Source organism: Paenibacillus tyrphae, assembly GCF_024158745.1.
Lineage (GTDB): Bacteria > Bacillota > Bacilli > Paenibacillales > NBRC-103111 > Paenibacillus_G > Paenibacillus_G tyrfis_A.
Genome location: NZ_JAMZAW010000021.1, coordinates 1 through 18,836, shown reverse-complemented (window position 1 = coordinate 18,836; position 18,836 = coordinate 1). Strand labels below are relative to the sequence as shown.

At 46.9% G+C, this 18,836-nt stretch carries 18 protein-coding genes; 6 read left to right on the top strand and 12 right to left on the bottom strand.

Annotation, left to right across the window (positions count from 1 at the left end; translation table 11 throughout):
• Positions 1 to 26: 26 nt before the first annotated feature.
• Both cysI and NI000_RS26675 read right to left on the bottom strand, forming a co-directional pair.
• The gene (cysI, locus tag NI000_RS26680) at positions 27 to 1,748 is read right to left on the bottom strand and encodes an assimilatory sulfite reductase (NADPH) hemoprotein subunit (protein WP_253414411.1); all 1,722 of its coding nucleotides are present in this window, start codon (positions 1,746 to 1,748) and stop codon (positions 27 to 29) included.
• A gap of 35 nt (positions 1,749 to 1,783) precedes the next feature.
• Positions 1,784 to 3,574, bottom strand: a complete 1,791-nt coding sequence (locus tag NI000_RS26675; RefSeq protein WP_375541006.1) for an assimilatory sulfite reductase (NADPH) flavoprotein subunit — start codon at positions 3,572 to 3,574, stop codon at positions 1,784 to 1,786.
• Positions 3,575 to 3,792: 218 nt separating this feature from the next.
• Here NI000_RS26675 and NI000_RS26670 point away from each other — a divergent pair, with 218 nt between their 5' ends.
• Positions 3,793 to 4,458, top strand: a complete 666-nt coding sequence (locus tag NI000_RS26670) for a GntR family transcriptional regulator (protein WP_253414410.1) — start codon at positions 3,793 to 3,795, stop codon at positions 4,456 to 4,458.
• 6 nt (positions 4,459 to 4,464) lie between these two features.
• Entirely contained in the window at positions 4,465 to 5,448 is a 984-nt protein-coding gene (locus NI000_RS26665) for a DMT family transporter (protein WP_253414409.1), read from the top strand.
• A gap of 67 nt (positions 5,449 to 5,515) precedes the next feature.
• On the opposite strand, the gene NI000_RS26660 is transcribed toward NI000_RS26665, so the two are convergent.
• From NI000_RS26660 to NI000_RS26645, 4 genes are all read right to left on the bottom strand, one after another.
• On the bottom strand, positions 5,516 to 5,956 hold the full coding sequence (locus tag NI000_RS26660) for an SRPBCC family protein (protein WP_108532856.1): 441 nt from the start codon (positions 5,954 to 5,956) through the stop codon (positions 5,516 to 5,518).
• Positions 5,937 to 6,401, bottom strand: a complete 465-nt coding sequence (locus tag NI000_RS26655) for an SRPBCC family protein (protein WP_253414408.1) — start codon at positions 6,399 to 6,401, stop codon at positions 5,937 to 5,939. Before NI000_RS26655 ends, NI000_RS26660 begins: the two co-directional genes overlap by 20 nt.
• The gene (locus NI000_RS26650; protein ID WP_253414407.1) at positions 6,398 to 6,901 is read right to left on the bottom strand and encodes a MerR family transcriptional regulator; all 504 of its coding nucleotides are present in this window, start codon (positions 6,899 to 6,901) and stop codon (positions 6,398 to 6,400) included. The genes NI000_RS26655 and NI000_RS26650 overlap by 4 nt, the downstream gene beginning before the upstream one ends.
• Before the next feature lie 146 nt (positions 6,902 to 7,047).
• Positions 7,048 to 8,901, bottom strand: a complete 1,854-nt coding sequence (locus NI000_RS26645) for a helix-turn-helix transcriptional regulator (protein WP_253414406.1) — start codon at positions 8,899 to 8,901, stop codon at positions 7,048 to 7,050.
• Between the two features lie 140 nt (positions 8,902 to 9,041).
• Here NI000_RS26645 and NI000_RS26640 point away from each other — a divergent pair, with 140 nt between their 5' ends.
• The gene (locus NI000_RS26640) at positions 9,042 to 10,946 is read left to right on the top strand and encodes a serine hydrolase domain-containing protein (protein WP_309247936.1); all 1,905 of its coding nucleotides are present in this window, start codon (positions 9,042 to 9,044) and stop codon (positions 10,944 to 10,946) included.
• A 119-nt stretch (positions 10,947 to 11,065) separates the two neighbouring features.
• Entirely contained in the window at positions 11,066 to 11,776 is a 711-nt protein-coding gene (locus NI000_RS26635) for a CPBP family intramembrane glutamic endopeptidase (RefSeq protein WP_253414404.1), read from the top strand.
• A 155-nt stretch (positions 11,777 to 11,931) separates the two neighbouring features.
• Here NI000_RS26635 and NI000_RS26630 read toward each other — a convergent pair whose 3' ends face one another.
• A complete protein-coding gene (locus tag NI000_RS26630; protein WP_253414403.1) occupies positions 11,932 to 12,399 on the bottom strand; it encodes a hypothetical protein in 468 nt (155 codons plus the stop codon).
• Positions 12,400 to 12,863: 464 nt separating this feature from the next.
• Here NI000_RS26630 and NI000_RS26625 point away from each other — a divergent pair, with 464 nt between their 5' ends.
• Positions 12,864 to 13,937 (top strand): hypothetical protein, encoded by a 1,074-nt coding sequence (locus NI000_RS26625; RefSeq protein ID WP_253414402.1) that lies wholly within the window; start codon positions 12,864 to 12,866, stop codon positions 13,935 to 13,937.
• A gap of 66 nt (positions 13,938 to 14,003) precedes the next feature.
• On the opposite strand, the gene NI000_RS26620 is transcribed toward NI000_RS26625, so the two are convergent.
• A complete protein-coding gene (locus NI000_RS26620; protein WP_253414401.1) occupies positions 14,004 to 15,047 on the bottom strand; it encodes an ankyrin repeat domain-containing protein in 1,044 nt (347 codons plus the stop codon).
• Between the two features lie 30 nt (positions 15,048 to 15,077).
• Positions 15,078 to 15,449 (bottom strand): winged helix-turn-helix transcriptional regulator, encoded by a 372-nt coding sequence (locus NI000_RS26615; protein ID WP_253414400.1) that lies wholly within the window; start codon positions 15,447 to 15,449, stop codon positions 15,078 to 15,080.
• 171 nt (positions 15,450 to 15,620) lie between these two features.
• On the opposite strand from NI000_RS26615, the gene NI000_RS26610 reads away from it, so the two are divergent.
• Entirely contained in the window at positions 15,621 to 16,205 is a 585-nt protein-coding gene (locus NI000_RS26610) for an NAD(P)H oxidoreductase (RefSeq protein WP_253414399.1), read from the top strand.
• 235 nt (positions 16,206 to 16,440) lie between these two features.
• Here the strand turns inward: NI000_RS26610 and NI000_RS26605 are convergent, their stop codons facing one another.
• The 3 genes from NI000_RS26605 to NI000_RS26595 all read right to left on the bottom strand — a co-directional run.
• On the bottom strand, positions 16,441 to 16,896 hold the full coding sequence (locus NI000_RS26605) for a helix-turn-helix domain-containing protein (RefSeq protein WP_253414398.1): 456 nt from the start codon (positions 16,894 to 16,896) through the stop codon (positions 16,441 to 16,443).
• 468 nt (positions 16,897 to 17,364) lie between these two features.
• A complete protein-coding gene (locus NI000_RS26600; RefSeq protein ID WP_253414397.1) occupies positions 17,365 to 18,204 on the bottom strand; it encodes a DUF5677 domain-containing protein in 840 nt (279 codons plus the stop codon).
• A 239-nt stretch (positions 18,205 to 18,443) separates the two neighbouring features.
• Positions 18,444 to 18,836: hypothetical protein (locus tag NI000_RS26595; RefSeq protein WP_253414396.1), on the bottom strand; the 393-nt coding region annotated here is incomplete at its 5' end.

Genomic DNA, 18,836 nt, shown 5'->3' with positions numbered 1-18,836 from the left:
AAGCCTTTGTAGGTTTGTGCAGTCGGTTACTCGTGAAAATCAAGTCCTGAACGAACTTCTTTCACGTATCCGGCGCGAATCGCGAAGTCGCCGAAATGCTCGCCTTCCTCGCGTTCCTTCGCATAGCGGTTCAAGATGGGTCTTAGCTCCGCAAGAATTTGCGTCTCGTCAATATTTTCGCGGTACATTTTATTCAGACGGTTGCCGGAGAAGCCGCCGCCCAAATACATGTTATATCTCCCCGGGGCCTTGCCGATAAAGGAAATCTCCGCAAGCGCAGGCCGGGCGCATCCGTTCGGACAGCCGGTCATCCGAATGACAATCTCCTCTTCGCGTAATCCCGCCTCGTCCAAGATCGATTCGATCTTGTCCAGCAGCGTAGGTAAATAGCGCTCCGATTCGGCCATCGCCAAACCACAGGTCGGCAAGGCAACACAGGCCATCGAATTTCTGCGCAGCGCGGAATATTGAATGCCGTCGGTCAGCCCGTATGCCTTGATGATTTCCTCGATTTTTTTCTTCTTCTGGGCCGATACGTTGCCGATGATCAGATTCTGATTCGGCGTCAGGCGGAAATCCCCGTTGTGCACCTTGGCAATTTCCCGCAATCCGGACATTAAGGGGTAATTGTCCTCGTCCTTCACCCGGCCGTTCTGAATAAAGAGGGTGAAATGCCATTTGCCGTTGCTTCCCTTTACCCAGCCATAACGATCGCCATTGTGGTCAAAATGATAGGGGCGCGCTTCCTCCAGCTTCCACCCTAAGCGCTGGTGAAGCTCATCGATAAACCATTCCAAGCCGCGGTCGTCGATGGTGTACTTGAACCGGGCATGCTTTCGTACAGAACGGTCCCCATAATCCCTTTGGATCGTGACGGTCTTCTCGGCCACGTCGACGACCTGCTCCGGTGTGACAAAACCGATCACCCGCGCCAGCTGCGGATACGTTTGCGGATCGCCGTGCGTCATCCCCATGCCTCCGCCGACAGCTACGTTGAAGCCCAGCAGCCGTCCTTCCTCATGAATCGCGATGAAGCCAAGATCCTGAGAGAAGACATCGACGTCGTTGGAAGGCGGCACGGCTATGCCGATCTTGAACTTACGCGGCAAGTAAACCGGCCCGTAAATCGGTTCTTGTTCTTCTCCGTCGCGGCTGTCGACAACCTTCTCTTCATCCAGCCAAATTTCGTGATAAGCTCTGGTTCGCGGATCAAGATGATGGCTGATCTTATTGGCCCATTCGTACACTTGCTCGTGGATCTCGGAAACGTACGGGTTCGGATTGCACATCACGTTACGATTGACGTCCCCGCATGCCGCAAGCGTGCTTAACAGCGCTTCGTTGACTTCCTTGATGACCTGTTTCATATTCCACTTGATCACGCCGTGAAGCTGGAACGACTGGCGGGTCGTGAGACGAATCGTTCCGTTCGCATATTGCTGCGCGATCCGATCCATCATCAGCCATTGCTCCGACGTAACGACCCCACCGGCCGCCCTCACGCGCACCATGAACTGATAGGCCGGCTCCAGCTTCTGTTTATTCCGCTCGTTGCGAAGATCCCGGTCATCCTGCATATAGCTTCCGTGAAATTTCATCAAGCGGTTGTCATCCTCGGGAATGGAGCCCGTGATTCTGTCCGTGAGCGTGTCCGCAAGAGATCCCCGCAGGTAGTCGCTTCGCTTCTTGATCTCCTCCACATCGCTATGAGGCGCACTATTTGCTGAAAGTAAATTGTTTTCGCTCATGTCTCTATCCCCTCTCGTTATCTTTGAGCCTGAACTCAGTAGACATCTCGCTGATAACGTTTGTCCTGTTGCAATCGTGCCAAATACTCCGCAGCAGCCTCTGAGCTAAGTCCGCCCTCCCGCTCGATAATGGTGGCGAGAGCGGTATGAACGTCATGCGCCATGTGCTTTTCGTCTCCGCACACGTAGATGCTGGCTCCTTCCTCAAGCCATTGATACAATTCCTTGCCATGTTCAATAATGCGGTGCTGCACATAGACCTTCTCATCCGTATCGCGGGAGAACGCGACATCCATGCGGGTCAGCACGCCATCCTTCAGCCAGCGCTGCCACTCGACTTGGTAAAGGAAATCCGTGGAGAAATGGCGGTCGCCAAAAAACAGCCACGTCTTGCCCTGCGCCCCGGTTTCTTCCCGTTCGCCCAGGAAGGCCCGGAACGGAGCAGCGCCAGTGCCGGGTCCGATCATGATGATCGGCGTATCCGGATTTTGCGGAAGCTTGAAGTTCGGATTGTGCTGGATAAATACCGGCAGCGAATCGCCCAGCTCCAAATGCTCGGCGATATAGGTCGAGCATACCCCGCATCGTTCCCGTCCATGTGCTTCGTATTGTACCTTCCGGATCGTGAGATGCACCTCGTCCGGGTACGCCTTCGGACTGCTCGAAATGGAATAAAGACGCGGCGGCAGCTTACGAAGAATCGATACAAATTGTTTGCCCGATACTCCCTTTAGCTGGTAATCCTGCACCAAATCCAACAAATCCCGATTTTTGATATACGCTCGAAGCTCCTGCTCACGTCCCGGCGCAAGCAGCTCCTGTAGGCCGCTGCCCGGGAACAGAGTTGACGCTTGCTCCAAAAGCGGCTTGGTCAGAACCGTAATTTCGTAATGGCCGGTCAAAGCTTCAAGCAGCGGGCGCTCGGTTCCGTTTTTATCGACCGGAACGAGCTCCTCCCGGTTCCAATCCATCGCCTGGATCAGTTCATCGACAAGTCTTGGATGATTCTTGGGATACACGCCCAAACTATCGCCCGGCTCATACTGGAGATTGGACCCTTCCAGCGAAATCTCCAGGTGACGCGTTTCCCGGTCCGATCCGCGGCCGTTCAAATTCAAATTTTCAAGCACTGCGGCTTGAAACGGATTCGACCTCGAATATTCCGTCTGCTGCGTCTCGCTCCGGACCGCTGCACCGCCGCCGCTTGCCAAGGACGGAGCCGCCGCGGCCTCGTTCAGCGAGGCCAGGACCTGATTCATCCACTCCGCCGCAGCATCCTCAAAATCCACATCGCAGTCGACGCGTGCAGTAAGCCTTTTGCCTCCGAGCTCCTCAAGGCGTTTGTCAAAATCCTTGCCCGTTTGGCAGAAAAATTCATACGAAGTGTCCCCCAAAGCCAATACGGAAAACCGTAAGCTTTCCAATTGAGGCGCTCTCTTGCTGTGCAGAAATTCATAGAAAGACAGCGCATTATCCGGCGGCTCGCCTTCCCCGTGCGTGCTCACCAGAATGAGCAGGTTTTCAACCTTCTTTAACGTATTCGGCTTGAAGTCGCTCATGGAGGAAAGCGTTGGCTGGAGGCCCTGCTCCTTCAGCTTCTCGCCCAGCTTCTTGGCCAGCTTCTGGCTGTTCCCGGTCTGGGACCCGAACAGCACCGTGACCTCCTTGGAGAGGACCGGTTGGTTCACGGCCGGCGCAGCCGCCGAAGCTTCGGTTTTGTGCAGAGCCGTCAAATAACCGCTCAGCCAAATCTTCTGCACCTCTGTCAGCGTAGGCAGCAAGCGGTTGAGAAGCTCCACCTGCTCTTGATTAAAAGGACTGTTCATCACCTGTAATATCAACAATATGCACCTCGCATAGGATGAAAATAATTCCAAGTATTCTTATATACTTAATTTTATCTTATCTCCAAGCTATCACAGCCGGGCTAACGGATCAATTAAAAGGATTTTATAGCTTTTATTAGTTTTGCTGATAAATCGCCGATCGTCGCGGCTCACAAATAAGTATTGCCCAACAAACCAATATCCGATATATTGGTTTTATGAAAAAAGATCAGATTCAACCCATTCAACGTCTGTCGTTTAGAGATGAAGTCTATCAAACTTTAAAAAAGTGGATTATCACCTTGGAATTGCATCCCGGAGAACGCTTGAGCGACAAAGAATTGGCGGAGAAATTCGGCATTAGCCGGACGCCGGTCAGGGAAGCGCTCAAAAGGCTCGAAGATGAAGGCCTGGTCCAATCCCTCCCGGGGTCGTCCACTTACGTAGCGCCATTAAATGTAACGGAGGCGAAGCACGCGTTTACGGTAGTCGCGGTCTTACACGCATTAGCGGCAAGGCTTGCATGTCCTGTTTTGAAGGAAACGGATCTTCAAACGCTAGAGGCGAGCAATAACGCCTTGCAGCTCGCGATTGAACAAGGCGACGTAATTCAGGCCATCGAGGCGGATACACATTTTCATAAGGTGTTCTTGGACGCGGCGGGGAACCCTGAGATTGTGCTGGCATTAGAACGCAGCATTCCCAAAATTCAACGACTGGAGATTTCCCAATTTAATACCTTAAAAGGATTAAATTCCGTGGAGCAGCACAATCACATTATGGCCGCCTGTCGAAATGGGGAGTGTGAAAAGGCTGCCCGTCTTGTCGAAGAAAACTGGCTAAGTCTCGGCGAATTGCTTACCCAACCGACGGAACCGAGGTGAGCCCCGTTGAAGCCCATTTTGATCGGTATAGGTTCGGCCTTCTTTTTTGCTTTTACCTTTGTTCTCAATGCCTCAATGGAGCTGTCCGGCGGGAGTTGGATTTGGAGCGCTTCGCTGCGCTATCTCTTCATGGTTCCGCTGCTCTTGGGCGTAGTACTGGTTAGAAAAAACCTTCGTCCACTCTTCGCGGAAATGAGAAAACAACCCGGAACGTGGTTATTGTGGGGTACGGTGGGATTCGGGTTATTCTATGCTCCCTTATGCTTCTCGGCCGCGTATTCGCCCGGCTGGCTGATTGCCGGCACATGGCAAGTTACGATTATTTCGGGCACTTTGCTTGCGCCGTTATTTTGGGAAACGATCTCTACCGACAAGGGACCCGTGCAAGCCCGGGGGAAAATTCCCGTTAAAGGTCTAATCATGTCGCTCCTCATCCTGCTAGGGATAATTCTGATGCAGATCGAACATGCCAAAAGTCTTTCCTTGGAAAGCCTATTGCTCGGCGTAATCCCTGTGCTGATCGCGTCGTTCGCCTATCCTTTGGGCAATCGGAAAATGATGGAGCTCTGCGAAGGGCGGTTGGATACGTTTCAGAGGGTATTGGGCATGACGATTGCAAGTCTGCCTTTCTGGCTGGTCCTTTCCTTGTATGGCTTGTCTACCGTAGGATTGCCGAGCAAGGAGCAGAGCTTTCAAGCGTTGCTGGTCGCCCTTTTTTCCGGCGTCGTGGCCACAGTCCTCTTCTTCAAAGCAACGGATATGGTGCGGGGAAATATGCGGAAGCTGGCTTCGGTTGAAGCCACGCAGTCGATGGAAGTCCTGTTCGCCTTAGCCGGGGAGCTATTATTTTTATCGATCCCCCTGCCCTCGCTTTTATCCTGGTGCGGGATGATTGTCGTCGTTCTCGGCATGATTTTGCATAGTTACGTGGCGAATAAGCAAGAGGAGAGTCAGTTGAAACCGTCAGCCGCGCTGAACGAAAGAGTATAAAAATATCGCCGTCCAACTCCGACAGAGCGTGTGAACGGCGATATTTTTAATTCATCCCATCGCATAGCTAGGAGGTCATTTCTTCCAGCACCCTGCCTAACCGGTCGAGGTTCTGTTCATTAGCTTCCATACAGAAAGTCTTGACTTGTTCGAATTCCTCGGTTAGCTTGAAAAGCTGACGGAAAGTAACTTTGGTACGGCCTTCCAGGTTCTCGAAAGTACCCGTTAACCGAAATTCGTGACCGGATAGATGGTCAATCACGATCCGTTCAAACGGAACGATCTCAACAAAGACGTTATGGTTCGGGTAATCCGTACCGTCCGGTCCATGCATGGTGAGTCGCCACGTGCCGCCCGGCCGGATATCGCACTCGTGAAATGTATTCGTGAAGCCATTCGGTCCCCACCAACGAGCGAGCAAATCAGGGGTTGTCCAAGCCCGGAATACAAGCTCCTGCGGCACATCGAATTCGCGTGTGGAAATAAGTTCATTTTTCCCCATGATCATGACCATTCCCCTCTTCAAAGACCTTGCCGAGTGCGTCCAGCATGAGATTGGTTCCGTGCTCCCGTATTTCCGGCGTATCGTGCCCGTCAAAGAATGCCCCTTGCTCCGTAAAAATAAGCTTCGTGCCGCCCTCCAGCTTGATCAGCTCGACCGTTGTATTCGAGACGGAGACGCGGGTGCTGCCGGAATCCAGGGTGTACGTATAGACAATGCGCTGCTCCGGAACAATTTCCTGGTAACTGGCGTCGAACGTAAAGACCGGCCCTTCCGGCGGCCCGCCGCTGCTGTACTCGCGCCCGCCAACCCGAAACTCGAAGATCTCCGGCTTCGAAAACCACTTGGCTTTGGCAACCGGATCAGCCCAGGCTTGGTAAACCCGCTCCGGCGAGGCGGCATAAGTCCGCTCGACGACGAAGGTCGCATGCTTAACAAATCGTTCATTCATTGATTTTCCTCCTTAGGTTTCGGCATTGTCTCCTCGGCAAGAAAGTCCCCCAACAGATCCAGGTTTCGCTCCCAAATCGTTTGCCGCTCAATGACCAGCTTCTCAAATGACATTTTCATCGCTTGCAGAAGGCTCGTAAAATCTTCCACCGTTAATTGCGCCTTGCCCTGCATAAGCTTGGATACGTGTTCGAGCTGCTCCAATAGTTTCTGCTGCAGCTTGATCTGCTCTTTGATTCGGTTGATCTGCAGGTTGACGATCTCAAGCGGACTAATTTGCCTGCCGGTCAAGACCGATTTAATCTCTTCGAGAGATAACCCCAGCTCTTTAAGCGATAAAATCTGGTGCAAACGCGACAGGTCCGATTCATTGTACAGCCTGTGGCCGGATTCCGTATGTTCCGACGGAGAGAACAGCCCGATTTGATCATAAAAACGCAAGGTTCGTACGGTAAGCCCCGTCAGATTGGCGAGGTCTCCGATCTTCCAATAGCTCTTCATTCATCATCTCCACTCTTTGGCGCTAGCTTTATACCGGTAGCTTCATTATAAAACCTTACGTTACGTAAGGTGCAAGCATTGCTTTTCCTTGCACAATCTATACATTTCCAAGCTATCGTTCAAATAACTTCATTCGTATGGCCCGCCTAAACGACAAGTCCTTCCTCCTGCGCTTTCCTCACCGCATCTTCCCGGTTATTCACGCCCAGCTTGGCATAAATCATCGTAGTGCAATTACGAACGGTACCTTCGGAAAGAAATATTTTCTCCGCAATCGCTTTTATGCGAAGCCCCTTCACTAGGGATGCCAGAATTCCCCGCTCACGCTCCGTCAACCCGTAAGGGCAAACGCGCCCTTGCAATTTACGCAGTCCATCCAGTTCTTCCTGCTGCACTTTCATCTCTTTGAAGAAGACATCGGCGATGGACTGGGTAATCAGCGTTTCCCCTTGGTGGACGACCCTTATCGCCTCCACTAACTCAATAGGGGAAACGGATTTCAACAAGTAACCGTTGGCGCCGTTCTTGAGCGTATCGGCGGCCTGCGAAGCCTCTTCGATGGTTGTCACCATAATAACGCGTAAGGCGGGCCATCGTTCGCGTATCGCTCGCAGCGTGCTCGGTCCGTCTAATACAGGCATTCGGATGTCCAGCAGCACCACATCGGGATTCACGTTTGGAATCATGTCGAGCGCTTCCTGCCCGTTTCCGGCGAGCCCAACGACTTGCATATCCTGTTGTTGTTGTAAGATCAGCTGCAAGCTTTCTCTGATGATCGGCTGATCGTCAACGAGAAGTATGCGAATGCTTGCTGCTTGTGGAAGAACCGTCTGATGAGGCAGGCAGCAAATAACCGCTACACCTCCTTCATCCAGACAATGAAGAGATAAATGTCCATCAAGGGCTTCAAGCCGCTCTTTCATCGATTGCAACCCGAATCCGAATTCAATATCCTTGTTTCCATTCCCGTTATCTTCAACCTGCATTCGGATTTGGGCTTCTTCAAAGTACAATCCCACCTGTATAAGTGAAGCACCGCCGTGGCGCACGGCATTGGTCAGCGCTTCCTGCAAGCAACGATACAGGGGCAGCTTCCGGGACCGACTTAATTCATACTCCTTGCCGTAGATGCGCAGCTTGACGATCACCCCGGTTGACTGCTGAAATTGCTCGATCAATTCGCGAAACGAGGACTCCAAGGTCGTTAACGATTCCCCGGTGGTTTGCGCCCAATTGTGAACGATCCCCCTGGTTTCATTCAAACCGCGACGCGCCATGTGAAGCAGGGTGTCCAGTCGATTCACTTCGGTATCGGGCAAGCGCGGCCGAAGCGTCTCCATGCCCATAATTAGCGATGTCATCGTGTGTCCGATCGTGTCGTGCAGCTCTCTGGATATCTTGTCTCTCTCCTCAAGCAGCGTTATTTGCTCCACTCGACTCGCATATTGCTCCAAAATTTGGTTCTGTTCCTTAATGATCAGGCTCTGCTTATGCGTACGGACCAACAATTGAAAGCCGAAGCCGAACCCATACATTCCCAAATGGTACAAGATGGCTTGAAAAGCGATACTATCGAAATCCAGACGAGCGGTATTCCATGCGAGAAAGGGGACAAGAAGAATCGTAACAGGCCCCGTCCAACGGTATGTTCGTTCCGTGCTATGGAATCCCACGACAAAAGCGATGATTACAAACTGCCATTGGGTCGCTTCAAAATAGTAGTTTACAGCAATGTAAAGGCTCCCGCTCAGCGCAATCTCAGCAATCAAATAAGCGCTGGTGGAATACCGGTAAAACCAATAAGGAATAACAAACGCAAGAACCGAAACGAATAGCACCGCCTCTACAGGGTACGGCAAACGGTCGTGATATCGAACAAGCCCGATGACAATCGTGATCCACCACATGAAGCGGATCGTGAAAATGATCCAATCGAACCATGCCCATCGGTTGGCAAATGTCAACAGGATGAACACCTCATTTCCGGATTTAACTGTCAACCATTATAGCATGTGCCTCCACGAAGCGATATCACGAATACGAATGACAATGGACAACTTCCCAAAATGACAGGTTCGACCTCATACTCAGCCTTATCGCTACAGCCTGCGATATCCATCGCTCAAAACGAAAGGTGAAGATGATGAATATGTCGGATACACGGAAATGGTTGGCTGCTCTACTCGCTTCTTGCTTGTTATTCATATTGTGCATGCCACGTGCGAATGCGAATGAGGCTTCGCCGTTCTCCGCAGAAGTGTTAGAACAATTGATTGATCCTCTCATGAAGGAGGAAATGAGCAAGCTTCATATTCCCGGCGCAGCGGTTGTCATTACCCAAGGCGAACGCATCATGTATAGCAAAGGGTATGGCTTCGCCGATCTGGAACAACAGGTGCCCGTTAACCCGGCAAGCACGGTGTTTCGGCTAGGCTCCTTAACCAAATCCCTCACCGCTACGGCTGCTATGCAGCTGGTCGAGGAGGGAAAGCTCTCGTTGCATGACGATATCAATACAGCCCTGAAGGATTACCAGGTTAATGGAAATTATGGCCCGATTACACTCCATCACCTGCTCACGCATACGGCAGGTCTGGATGTAATCATGTATGAAAGAGATAATCGACAAGGGTTGATCCCGCAATGGTCGACGGATACGGTTCGGACGTATTTGGAGAGGCAGCCGACGGTGTTTGCCCCGGGAAGTAAATTCCTATACAGCAATTCCGGGATAGGACTTGTGGGAAGTGTGATCGAACAAGTAGCCGGACTTCCCTTGAATGATTACATGCGGGAACGCTTGTTCCAGCCACTCGGCATGAGCAGCGCGAACTTGAATCTCCCGCAGGATCGGACCACGTTGGCCAAGAGCTATGCTTATACGGATAACGGTTATCAAGCGGTTCCTTATTCGGGAATTCATTTTCCCGGAGGAGGAGCCGTCAATATGACGCCGAATGACTTCGCCCCCTACATGATCGCACATTTGTCCAACGGCTATTTCCACGGTCAGTCCTTGCTTAAGCCGGAGACGGTCCGGATGATGCATGCGAAGCAATTCTCTTCTCATGAACGCATGTATGGGATTGGGTATGGTTTTTTTCGGTCGGAGACGGTGAATGGAGTTCCCTACTTGTGGGCGAATGGAGGAATTGACGGATTTAATTCGAAAATGGTGCTCATTCCTTCCCATTCGATCGGTATCTTCATTACCGCCAACACCGGAGGTAGCGGGATGGAAATGCACGGGAAAGTTGTTCACGCCATATCCCAAACGATCAACTCGAAGGTAGCCCGCAAGCCACTTCCTCCCCTTGAAAGTTCAGGGAGTGCGATCAAGGAACTGGAAGGACGATACGAGCTGTATTTGACAGCGGAGCATGGCTGGGCCAAGGGACTTCGCTTGCTAGGCAGCGTACCGTATACGGTTGAAGCAAAAGACGATCGAACATTAGTGGTGACCGGCTTATTCCAGAACGACGGGCAACAGATGATCAGGAAAGAGTTTACCCAAGTAGATGAAAGGTTCTTCCAAGAAGTCGGCGGGGAGGAACAGCTGTACTTTCATAAAGAACAGGGGAGATGGACGCTGACAGGGCCGATGAACTTCTCAATCCCGCGCACGGCTTCGTTTGAGTCAGGGACTGTCTTGTTGGCTCTGTATGTGGTACCCGGCATTTTGTTTACGCTTATTCCGCTCCTATGGATCGTGAGGTACGCGATACGGCAATGGCGCAAGCAATCGCACAGCATCTCTGTAGTTATTCCAATCATCGCTCTCCTTCAGAGCATATTCTTCATTGTCCAGTTCATCTATGGGAATGGAGAGATTCTATACGGATACTCGCAGTTCTATCAGGTCGTCGTGGCTTCGATGCCTCTTATTTCGTCGGCCGCAGCGGTTTATTTCTTGATTCGAATCTTTACTACCAAGGAGCTTGACCGATGGAAGATCGTAAACGTTGGTATCGCCGTGCTTACGCTCCTTTATACGGCTTACTTGTTCTATTGGAACTTTCTTTCCGTACATTACTCTTGGGATTAGGAGGATAGAACGATGTCCCTTAAACGAACGATTGTCTATTATCTGGGGTAACGCTTGGGATTACTTTCATTATGCAAGCGGTGATCGGGGCGGCTTACACCCCCGCAAATATCCTCTTGATGATGTGGGTGCCAGGCTTGGCTGCCGTGGTATTCACCTTGCTGGGCAAGGCGCCGCGGCCCGGAATGCTTGGTTTACGGTTTTGCCGTCCCTATGATTTGATTATGGCAGCTGCAATCCCCGCCCTAACGTTTGTCATTACCACCGCAGGCTCGGCTTCATTATTCGAGGGCAGCATCAGATGGGGGGATTACAAGCTTATAGCTGTAACGGACAGCTTCACGCTGAATCTCCTCGTCACGATCCTCGTGGCCGTAGCTAAATCTTGCCTGTTCGCGTTTGGCGAAGAGTTGGGCTGGAGAGGGTATGCGCAAAGCCGGATGATCGCTTCTTTCGGTTCCGTGAAGGGGATTGTGATTCTGGGTATCGTATGGGGATACTGGCATTTCGGGGTTACCCTTACGGGAGCTACCTTTAAAGGCGCGCCGTTGCTAGGGGCACTTGTCTTGATGCCGCTAGTATGCATCGGCATGTCGTTCATGTTCGCATGGTTGACTCTGAAGTCAGGTTCCGTATGGCCTGCTGCTGTGGCTCATGGAATAACGAATATTCTCTTTGATTTCTCGTTCCTCTTAACCGATTATAAAGGGAGCGCGTCTCTGTACTATACTTGGATTGTCGCGGTGATGTTACTCATGGGAGGCATCTTTATGGGCTTGATCCAAAGAATGCGGCCCCCGGTTACGGAAGGCACGAACAGCGCTGCCTGACGCAAATTAAGGAATATTTTCTTGGGCCCGGGTACGATCGAATAGACACTCGAACGTACTCGGGACTTTTCGGCGCTTCTGGAGGCTGAAATCGATTATTCTTATACTTGGATATTGTGGTAAAATCGATCCCGATTTTTTGGGCTACTTATTCTTCATTGGAAATCATAAAATTGGATATTGAGCTTGACATCGGTAGTGCCAGGGTAGTACATGACATTTGTAACATCGAGACGATAAAACGTTGATGAGTCACTCCCCAAAATTTCACTGCGTACCCCATTTCCCGAAGCATTATATTCCTTTATCGGTTCCCAATTCCCATTTTTGTAAATGTAATGTTGATATTTTAAATATGGAATACCACCGAGTACACCCTGTTGATTCGCTTCATATGTGAGCGTTCTATTGCTAACAGGTGATAACCAGTAAAATGATTGAGTTTCCCACGGTTTAAGAGTATAACTCCCGCTAGGATCACTGGCGAGTGAAATGATATTGCTTGTCTCAGGTGTTTTATCAGCGAAACTTGCCGGAACATTCACATCCACAGCACTAACAGGTACTGCAAAAGCTAAGCATGCAAGTGCCGAAACCATACAAATTTTTTTAAAAATTTTCATTTTAATCACTCCCATGGAATAATAAGGTTATTTTTTCAGTGAAATTATAACATTACATCACTATTAAGTAAATAGTTGGAATTTTTGTAGTTTATCAGAAAATAATAGTACCTGAGCCATATCTCATTCACAATTAACAATCGCCCGATTCGAAACGTCCTTGGATCCTTACTGTACGAATAATTTAGCCGTCACTTGTGGTACGGTTCAGTTTATCGGGTCTATCGGCGGAAAATGCGAAAGGAGCGTGCCTCCGCAGCTCCTTCGTTGTTTGTAATAAACACTTTTTTAATAACGGCATGTCCCGTCAGCTTAACCATCGGTTCAGCCGCTCGCATGCTCGTCGATCAATGGTGAGGAGGAATGCCTCGTTATATGTAGAATATTTCCAAGCTAGGGATAAAGAGCTCTTCCCGACCATTCGTTAATACGAGTTGAATCCTATAGGAACGAGGAAATGACCGATGAAACTACAATTGCTATATAACGAATATCTGAATCTAAAATTCAACAGGGGATTACCGTCCGTTCAAACGGACTGCTTTGAATACTGCCTTTGTGAAGACGATAGCGCAGAATTATTTTTTGTCGGTCGTGAGAATGAGTCGTTTATCGAGTGGGTGGATGAATTACAACCGAAAGATCCGAATTACATCGCAAACCCGGACTGGAAGCCTGTGCTCTCGGCTTTTTTTGAACATCTGGATATCTATGATGAACTGATCCTCTATTATCTGTTGTTTACGATCAACAAGACGATGTCCATCGTCAAGGTCAATCCGTACAATGCCATGAATGATTTTATGAAGAACTATTGTTTTTTTCAGTTAGCTCAATTGTCGGATGCTGCCAGCTTGAACGATGAACAGAAACAGCAATTGCGAGACTTTTTCTTCTTTTTCTACCTTTATGCTCACCCGGTGAATGAGGAGACCCTCTACTCCTTTTCATTCCGCGGGCAAGATCTGGTTCATACGAAAACCGATATCCATATGGAGCATTATTTTTCTGTATACCACGATTACTACAGCGAGCACCTCGACAAGTATCGAGATACATTATTCATTGCTCCACATGAAATAAGCGCCTGCAAACATCTTACGATGGAGCTGTTAAGGTCAATAGAGGGGAAATCGCCCAAGCTGGTCATGCCTCCGGAAGAAGGATTAGACGATGTATTACGGCTGATCAACGACGTTGATTATTTAATCCATAGTTACTCCAAGAATAAAACAATGGTATTCGGGATGATGAGAGACTTTCTCTCTGACCACCGCTCTACCCCTTATCGCGAGCATTGTTTCCGCACGCTGCTTCAGAATTATGTTTGTTATATCCTTTATTTTAAGTTTGATGAAATCAATAATTTGGTGGATTACTTTAAAAGCACTCCGTCATGGTGCGAAACGATCATCAATAAAATCTTTACGGATGCCATCTTTATTCAGAAGATTATGAGGCAGAACCGTATAGATATAACCGAGTATGAGAATGTAGTCGAATTCTTCGGTGAGGAGGCCCGAAGGATCTATCTGTAAGCAGTTTAACGGGGTTATCGGTGAAAAAAGCGAAAGAAGCTGCCGCGGCAGCCCCTTCACAACATGTTAATTTATCATATGAAGAATGGTTTTGTTTACACATGCTCTAGCTAAATCCACAGCTGTCTTCCCATCCCGATCTTTAGCATGAATGTCCGCACCATATTCTAACAGCATTTCAATCGCGGCAACATGTTCCCTACTAACCGCTCGATGCAAGGCGGTTTGTTTACAATCATTTCTACCTTCAAGATTAGCTCCGTGATCGAGCAGGAATTTAATCCCCACAATGTTATTGAAATCCACAAAGCTATGTAGAGGAGGGAAGGGCTTCTTTTCTTGGTTCACATCACAGCCCAACCTTAGAATATCTTCCAGCAGAGCTTCGTCTCTACAATGAAGAGCAATCCCGAAGCCCTTCTTATTCACCTCTTTTTGATAAACATCCGGAAATTCTAGACGAATATAATTCACAATATCGCTTGAGTGTTTAAAAGCAATTTCCAGAGGTGTTTGAGTCAGAGAACGTTTTCCTACGTTTGCCCCCTTCTCGGCCAATAGTATAAATGCCTCCAAATTATTGTGTTTACTACAAAACTGCAATGAAGTACCGCTATATTTAAGAACTTTGTCCAAATCGGATTTGCTCGCGTGGGTGACTAGCTCTTTAATCTTCTCCATGTCATTCATATAGCACGCAAATACTAATGTATTCTTAATTTTCTCCGCCTTTAACGATTGCTGTAAGATTTCTTTTCTTTCCTCTTCCTCTGGTTCCAAACCATATCTCTGGTAAATGATTAACTCAAAGGCATCCGTATCAAAAAGCTCAGGATTCGTATCGTTCACAAGGCCATGCTCAACTAATTTACCAGCGTCGACTTTGATACAAAGAATGCCTTTTCCCAGCATGAGTTCCTTAATTTCGTTCCTATACTTCTTAAAAAGAGCAACAGTGATGTGACCATCATAGGAAACTTCGTTTTCGAAAATGGGAAAATATCCGCTCGTAAACGAATTCTCCGTGCCTAAAATTAAATAGGTATACGTTTTTTCACTTAGCATAGGTTCGTTGATAATCGCGTCTACTAAATCAGTAAGGTTGTTCATCTGTTTAGGCCTCCATGTCTTTTCACGATTTTAAGCATTTTTGGAGCATTCGGAGCAGGAGGACTTCCATTCGCGCTGATGGATATATTGCTCGCCCCACTCGCCCAACTGGTCTAATATGGATTTCAATGATATTCCTAATTCACTCGGTTCATAGACCACTTTCGGCGGCACTTCATTATATACCGTTCTCATGATGATGCCGTCTTCCTCCAGCTCCCGAAGCTGCTGAGTTAACACTTTTTGTGTAATCTCGGGAATGGCCTTTTTTAGTTCACTCGTTCTCTTCGGCCCGGGGCCGCAGTTTAAATGACATAAAATCAGCAGTTTCCATTTCCCCCCTAACACCTCCAATGTCGCTTCTGCGGGGATGTTAAACGTCCGTGTCATCTGCCTTTGCATGGGATAACCATCCTCTCGTCAGTTCTTAGGTATAGTTACTTTTTGGTTCCTATATTACTTTTTGGTGCTTATAGAACATAAAAGTGCGTTCTTCCCTTTTTTTCCTGCATAAGAGATAATTTCATCGTACCTCATTCGAAGTAAAAAGTTGAGAGATGGAAGGTGAACTCGATGAAAATCTTGACCGTTGTATCGCACCCCAGGGTGAATTCCTTAACCTTTTCTGTTGCAGACAGGTTTCTACAAGGACTCGCTGATGCGGGCCATGAAACGGAGATGCTGGATCTGCATCGCAGCGGCTTTAATCCCGTGTTGTGGGAAGCGGATGAACCCGATTGGTCGTCCGATCACAAGACCTATTCGCCTGAGGTTGAGGCCGAGATGGAACGAATGAAGAAGTACGATGCTCTCGCCTATATTTTCCCGATCTGGTGGTTCAATCTGCCTGCCATGCTCAAGGGATATATCGACCGGGTATGGAACAATGGTTTTGCGTACGGCTCCAATAAATTGCATCATAAAAAAGTACTGTGGCTTGGTCTGGCAGCGGCTCCGAAAGAACTCTTCGAGAAGAGACAATACGATAAGATGCTCTCCCAACATCTGAACATCGGAATCGCAAGTTACTGCGGAATCTCGAATAGCCAGGTTGAGATATTATACGACACCTTGGATTCAAGACCGGAAATTTTTGAGAATCTCCTGATGCGAGCTTACCATCTGGGACTCTATTATGACAACGATTCGAGGACGTGATTTGCGTCTTTTCATGCACGCACAGCAAAATCTGTGGTTTGCTCGAATAGCAAAAAGGACACAGTCCGTTTCAACGGTCGTGTCCTTTTTGTTTTTTATATAATGGCTTCATTAATATAAATTAATAGCGAGGACATAAATACAATCAATATATGGTGCTTCGCATCGCCAAACTAAAAATGACATCATGTATCCACCTTCACTGAAGCCAAGTATATCACGATGTCATTTATCTTCAATTTTTAGCTTCCTTACTTCGCTTTTCCTTGAGCAATCTATACATTTCCAGGCTATCCTTCAAATGTCCGGCTTCATCTGTTGTTAGCTCTTCCGGCTCCCCATTAATAATCAGTCGGTTTATCTTTTTCTTGTCCCCGGGTTCATTCAAACTTCCTACCAAAAGCCAATCAATCGACACGCCATACAATTGCGCTAGCTTCTGCAGCACTTCGTTATCGGGTTGCGATCTATCATTTTCATACTTGGATATTGTGGTAAAATCGATCCCGATTTTTTGAGCTACTTGCTCCTGTGTCATCTGCTTTCGATTTCTGGATTGTTTTAATCGTTCTCCGAAAGTCATCGGCCCCACCTCTGAGTTCAAGTATACGAAACTTGAATTTTCTTCAAAATAAATTTGACGAAAATTCAATTTATATTTATAATATTGAAGTATCATCAAGTTTCGCATGCAGTAAAAAATTGTATTGGAGATGGTACTATGATTTATCTTACTTGGTTTGGAATCATGGGTCTCATTTCATTAGTTCTTGTTATGATCTTTAAATTTCAAGCCCGAAAAAAGCCCCAAATTAAAATTATATGGCTACTTCCCGACGAATCAATCCACGAAACAACCGTGCAGAGCATTGACGAAATTATACCTTTACTACACTCCGTGCAAAAAATCAGTATCCATAACCTATCGTATCGCTACAGGGAGTCCGAGCTTATGATTGATGAAGATGGTTTTAGTCTGGCGGTATCGCTCAAGTGATGCCGCTTTTTCATTATTTTTCTGATTCGTTCTTGCATGGATTAATATCAAATATTTGCCACATATATGATATGAAATTTTTTCGTTATGTTTATAACGACATTAAAATCAGATAGCGAAGGTTAGTCACGAAACGTGAATAAGATACTAGGTCAAATTGCTTCATTCTTTGCTCATGCTACCCAGTTCTTCTTTAAGAGATTTTTTCATATCTTTCATTAAACTCTTCATACGTTTATTAATATACTTGTTAGTCTCATTGCTTGTTTCCGTATAATGGATTTGTAATTGATCTAACCCCTTTTCTAATAGGTTAATTGAATCTTTAACAAGTTTATAACATGACTTTTCGGTTCTAACATCCTTAAAATCTTCACCTTCAACAGTAACTATAAGTTCAAAAAGTTTGGTAAATATAAATACAACAGTTATTCTAGCTAGCAATGTATTATTAACTTTTGATATTGTAAAAGTAAAATCATCATTTAAATAACTCGAAACAATGCCAAAATTACAATGAGCATATGTTGAAAGCAGATCATAAAAATAATAGAAGTATAGTTTGTCTTTCCCCGTTTTAAATTTACTTGGATTTTTTATAGTGCCAACAGTTTGGTTATTTCTATCCAATATTAAACCCTCAGAATTAACATTATAATGCGCAAGAGAAATCTTAATAGGGTGCTCAATAAATTCATCAATTTTTTCTTCATTTTCATGTAGGTATCTACAACTTAAATAATTTTCAAACATACTTCTTGATAAAATAAATACTTCTTCATTCAAATCGTCTTTCAATAGCTTTCTTATCGCAACCAGAGTTTTAAGACTTTTTGCAAATACAAAATATTCATAATCATAGATCAATTTCTTTGTTTTCTTATTTATCATTAGATTGTCCAGAAGACCATAGGGAAATGCAGAGTATTCAACAAACTTTTTAGATTCCAAGATAAACTTGTTTATAATTTTATCCAATTCCTTATTGAGATTATCTTCCAAGTAATTATTCCCCCGTTATAATAGTCTGATTTAAATTTACTTATAAGTTCTTATTCACAATTATACGCCCCAGGGATGGCCGCACTGCGGTTGGGTGGTTCGGAATAACCCCCTAACCTCTCTGAGTCCCCTAACTCCTGCCGGAACGAGACGCATATGCTCCGAAGCGTGTTATTTAAGTAATTATTTCTCTAAATCTGCATTGTTAGCATTTTGCCTCAGTATATTATTTTTATGCTTTACATAAACAATCGCCATGGGAAAATTTGATGGAGACCCTTTCCCCCCTCTAGCACTCTGATTTCACGTGCACCAAAAACGTAGTAATCATTATCTAATAACTCCTTGATCATTTTGGTTATTTCAAAACCAAATCTAACTCTTTCGCCAGATTCAAAATCACTTAGTAAATCTCCGAAATCAGGTAGGTATTGTAGAAAGCCCGAAATCAATTCGACTTCAATTTCATTACTTGGCTCATCATGATCAAAATCATATCCCATTGCTCCATCCAGAATATTAATTATTTCTTTGCCAGTCGTAATTCTAGGTAGAGTTAATGGAATGTTTCCCCTAATTCTTTTAATTCTAGGTGGTTGGATCTCTTTTGGACTAAGTCTTTCAGAGACCCA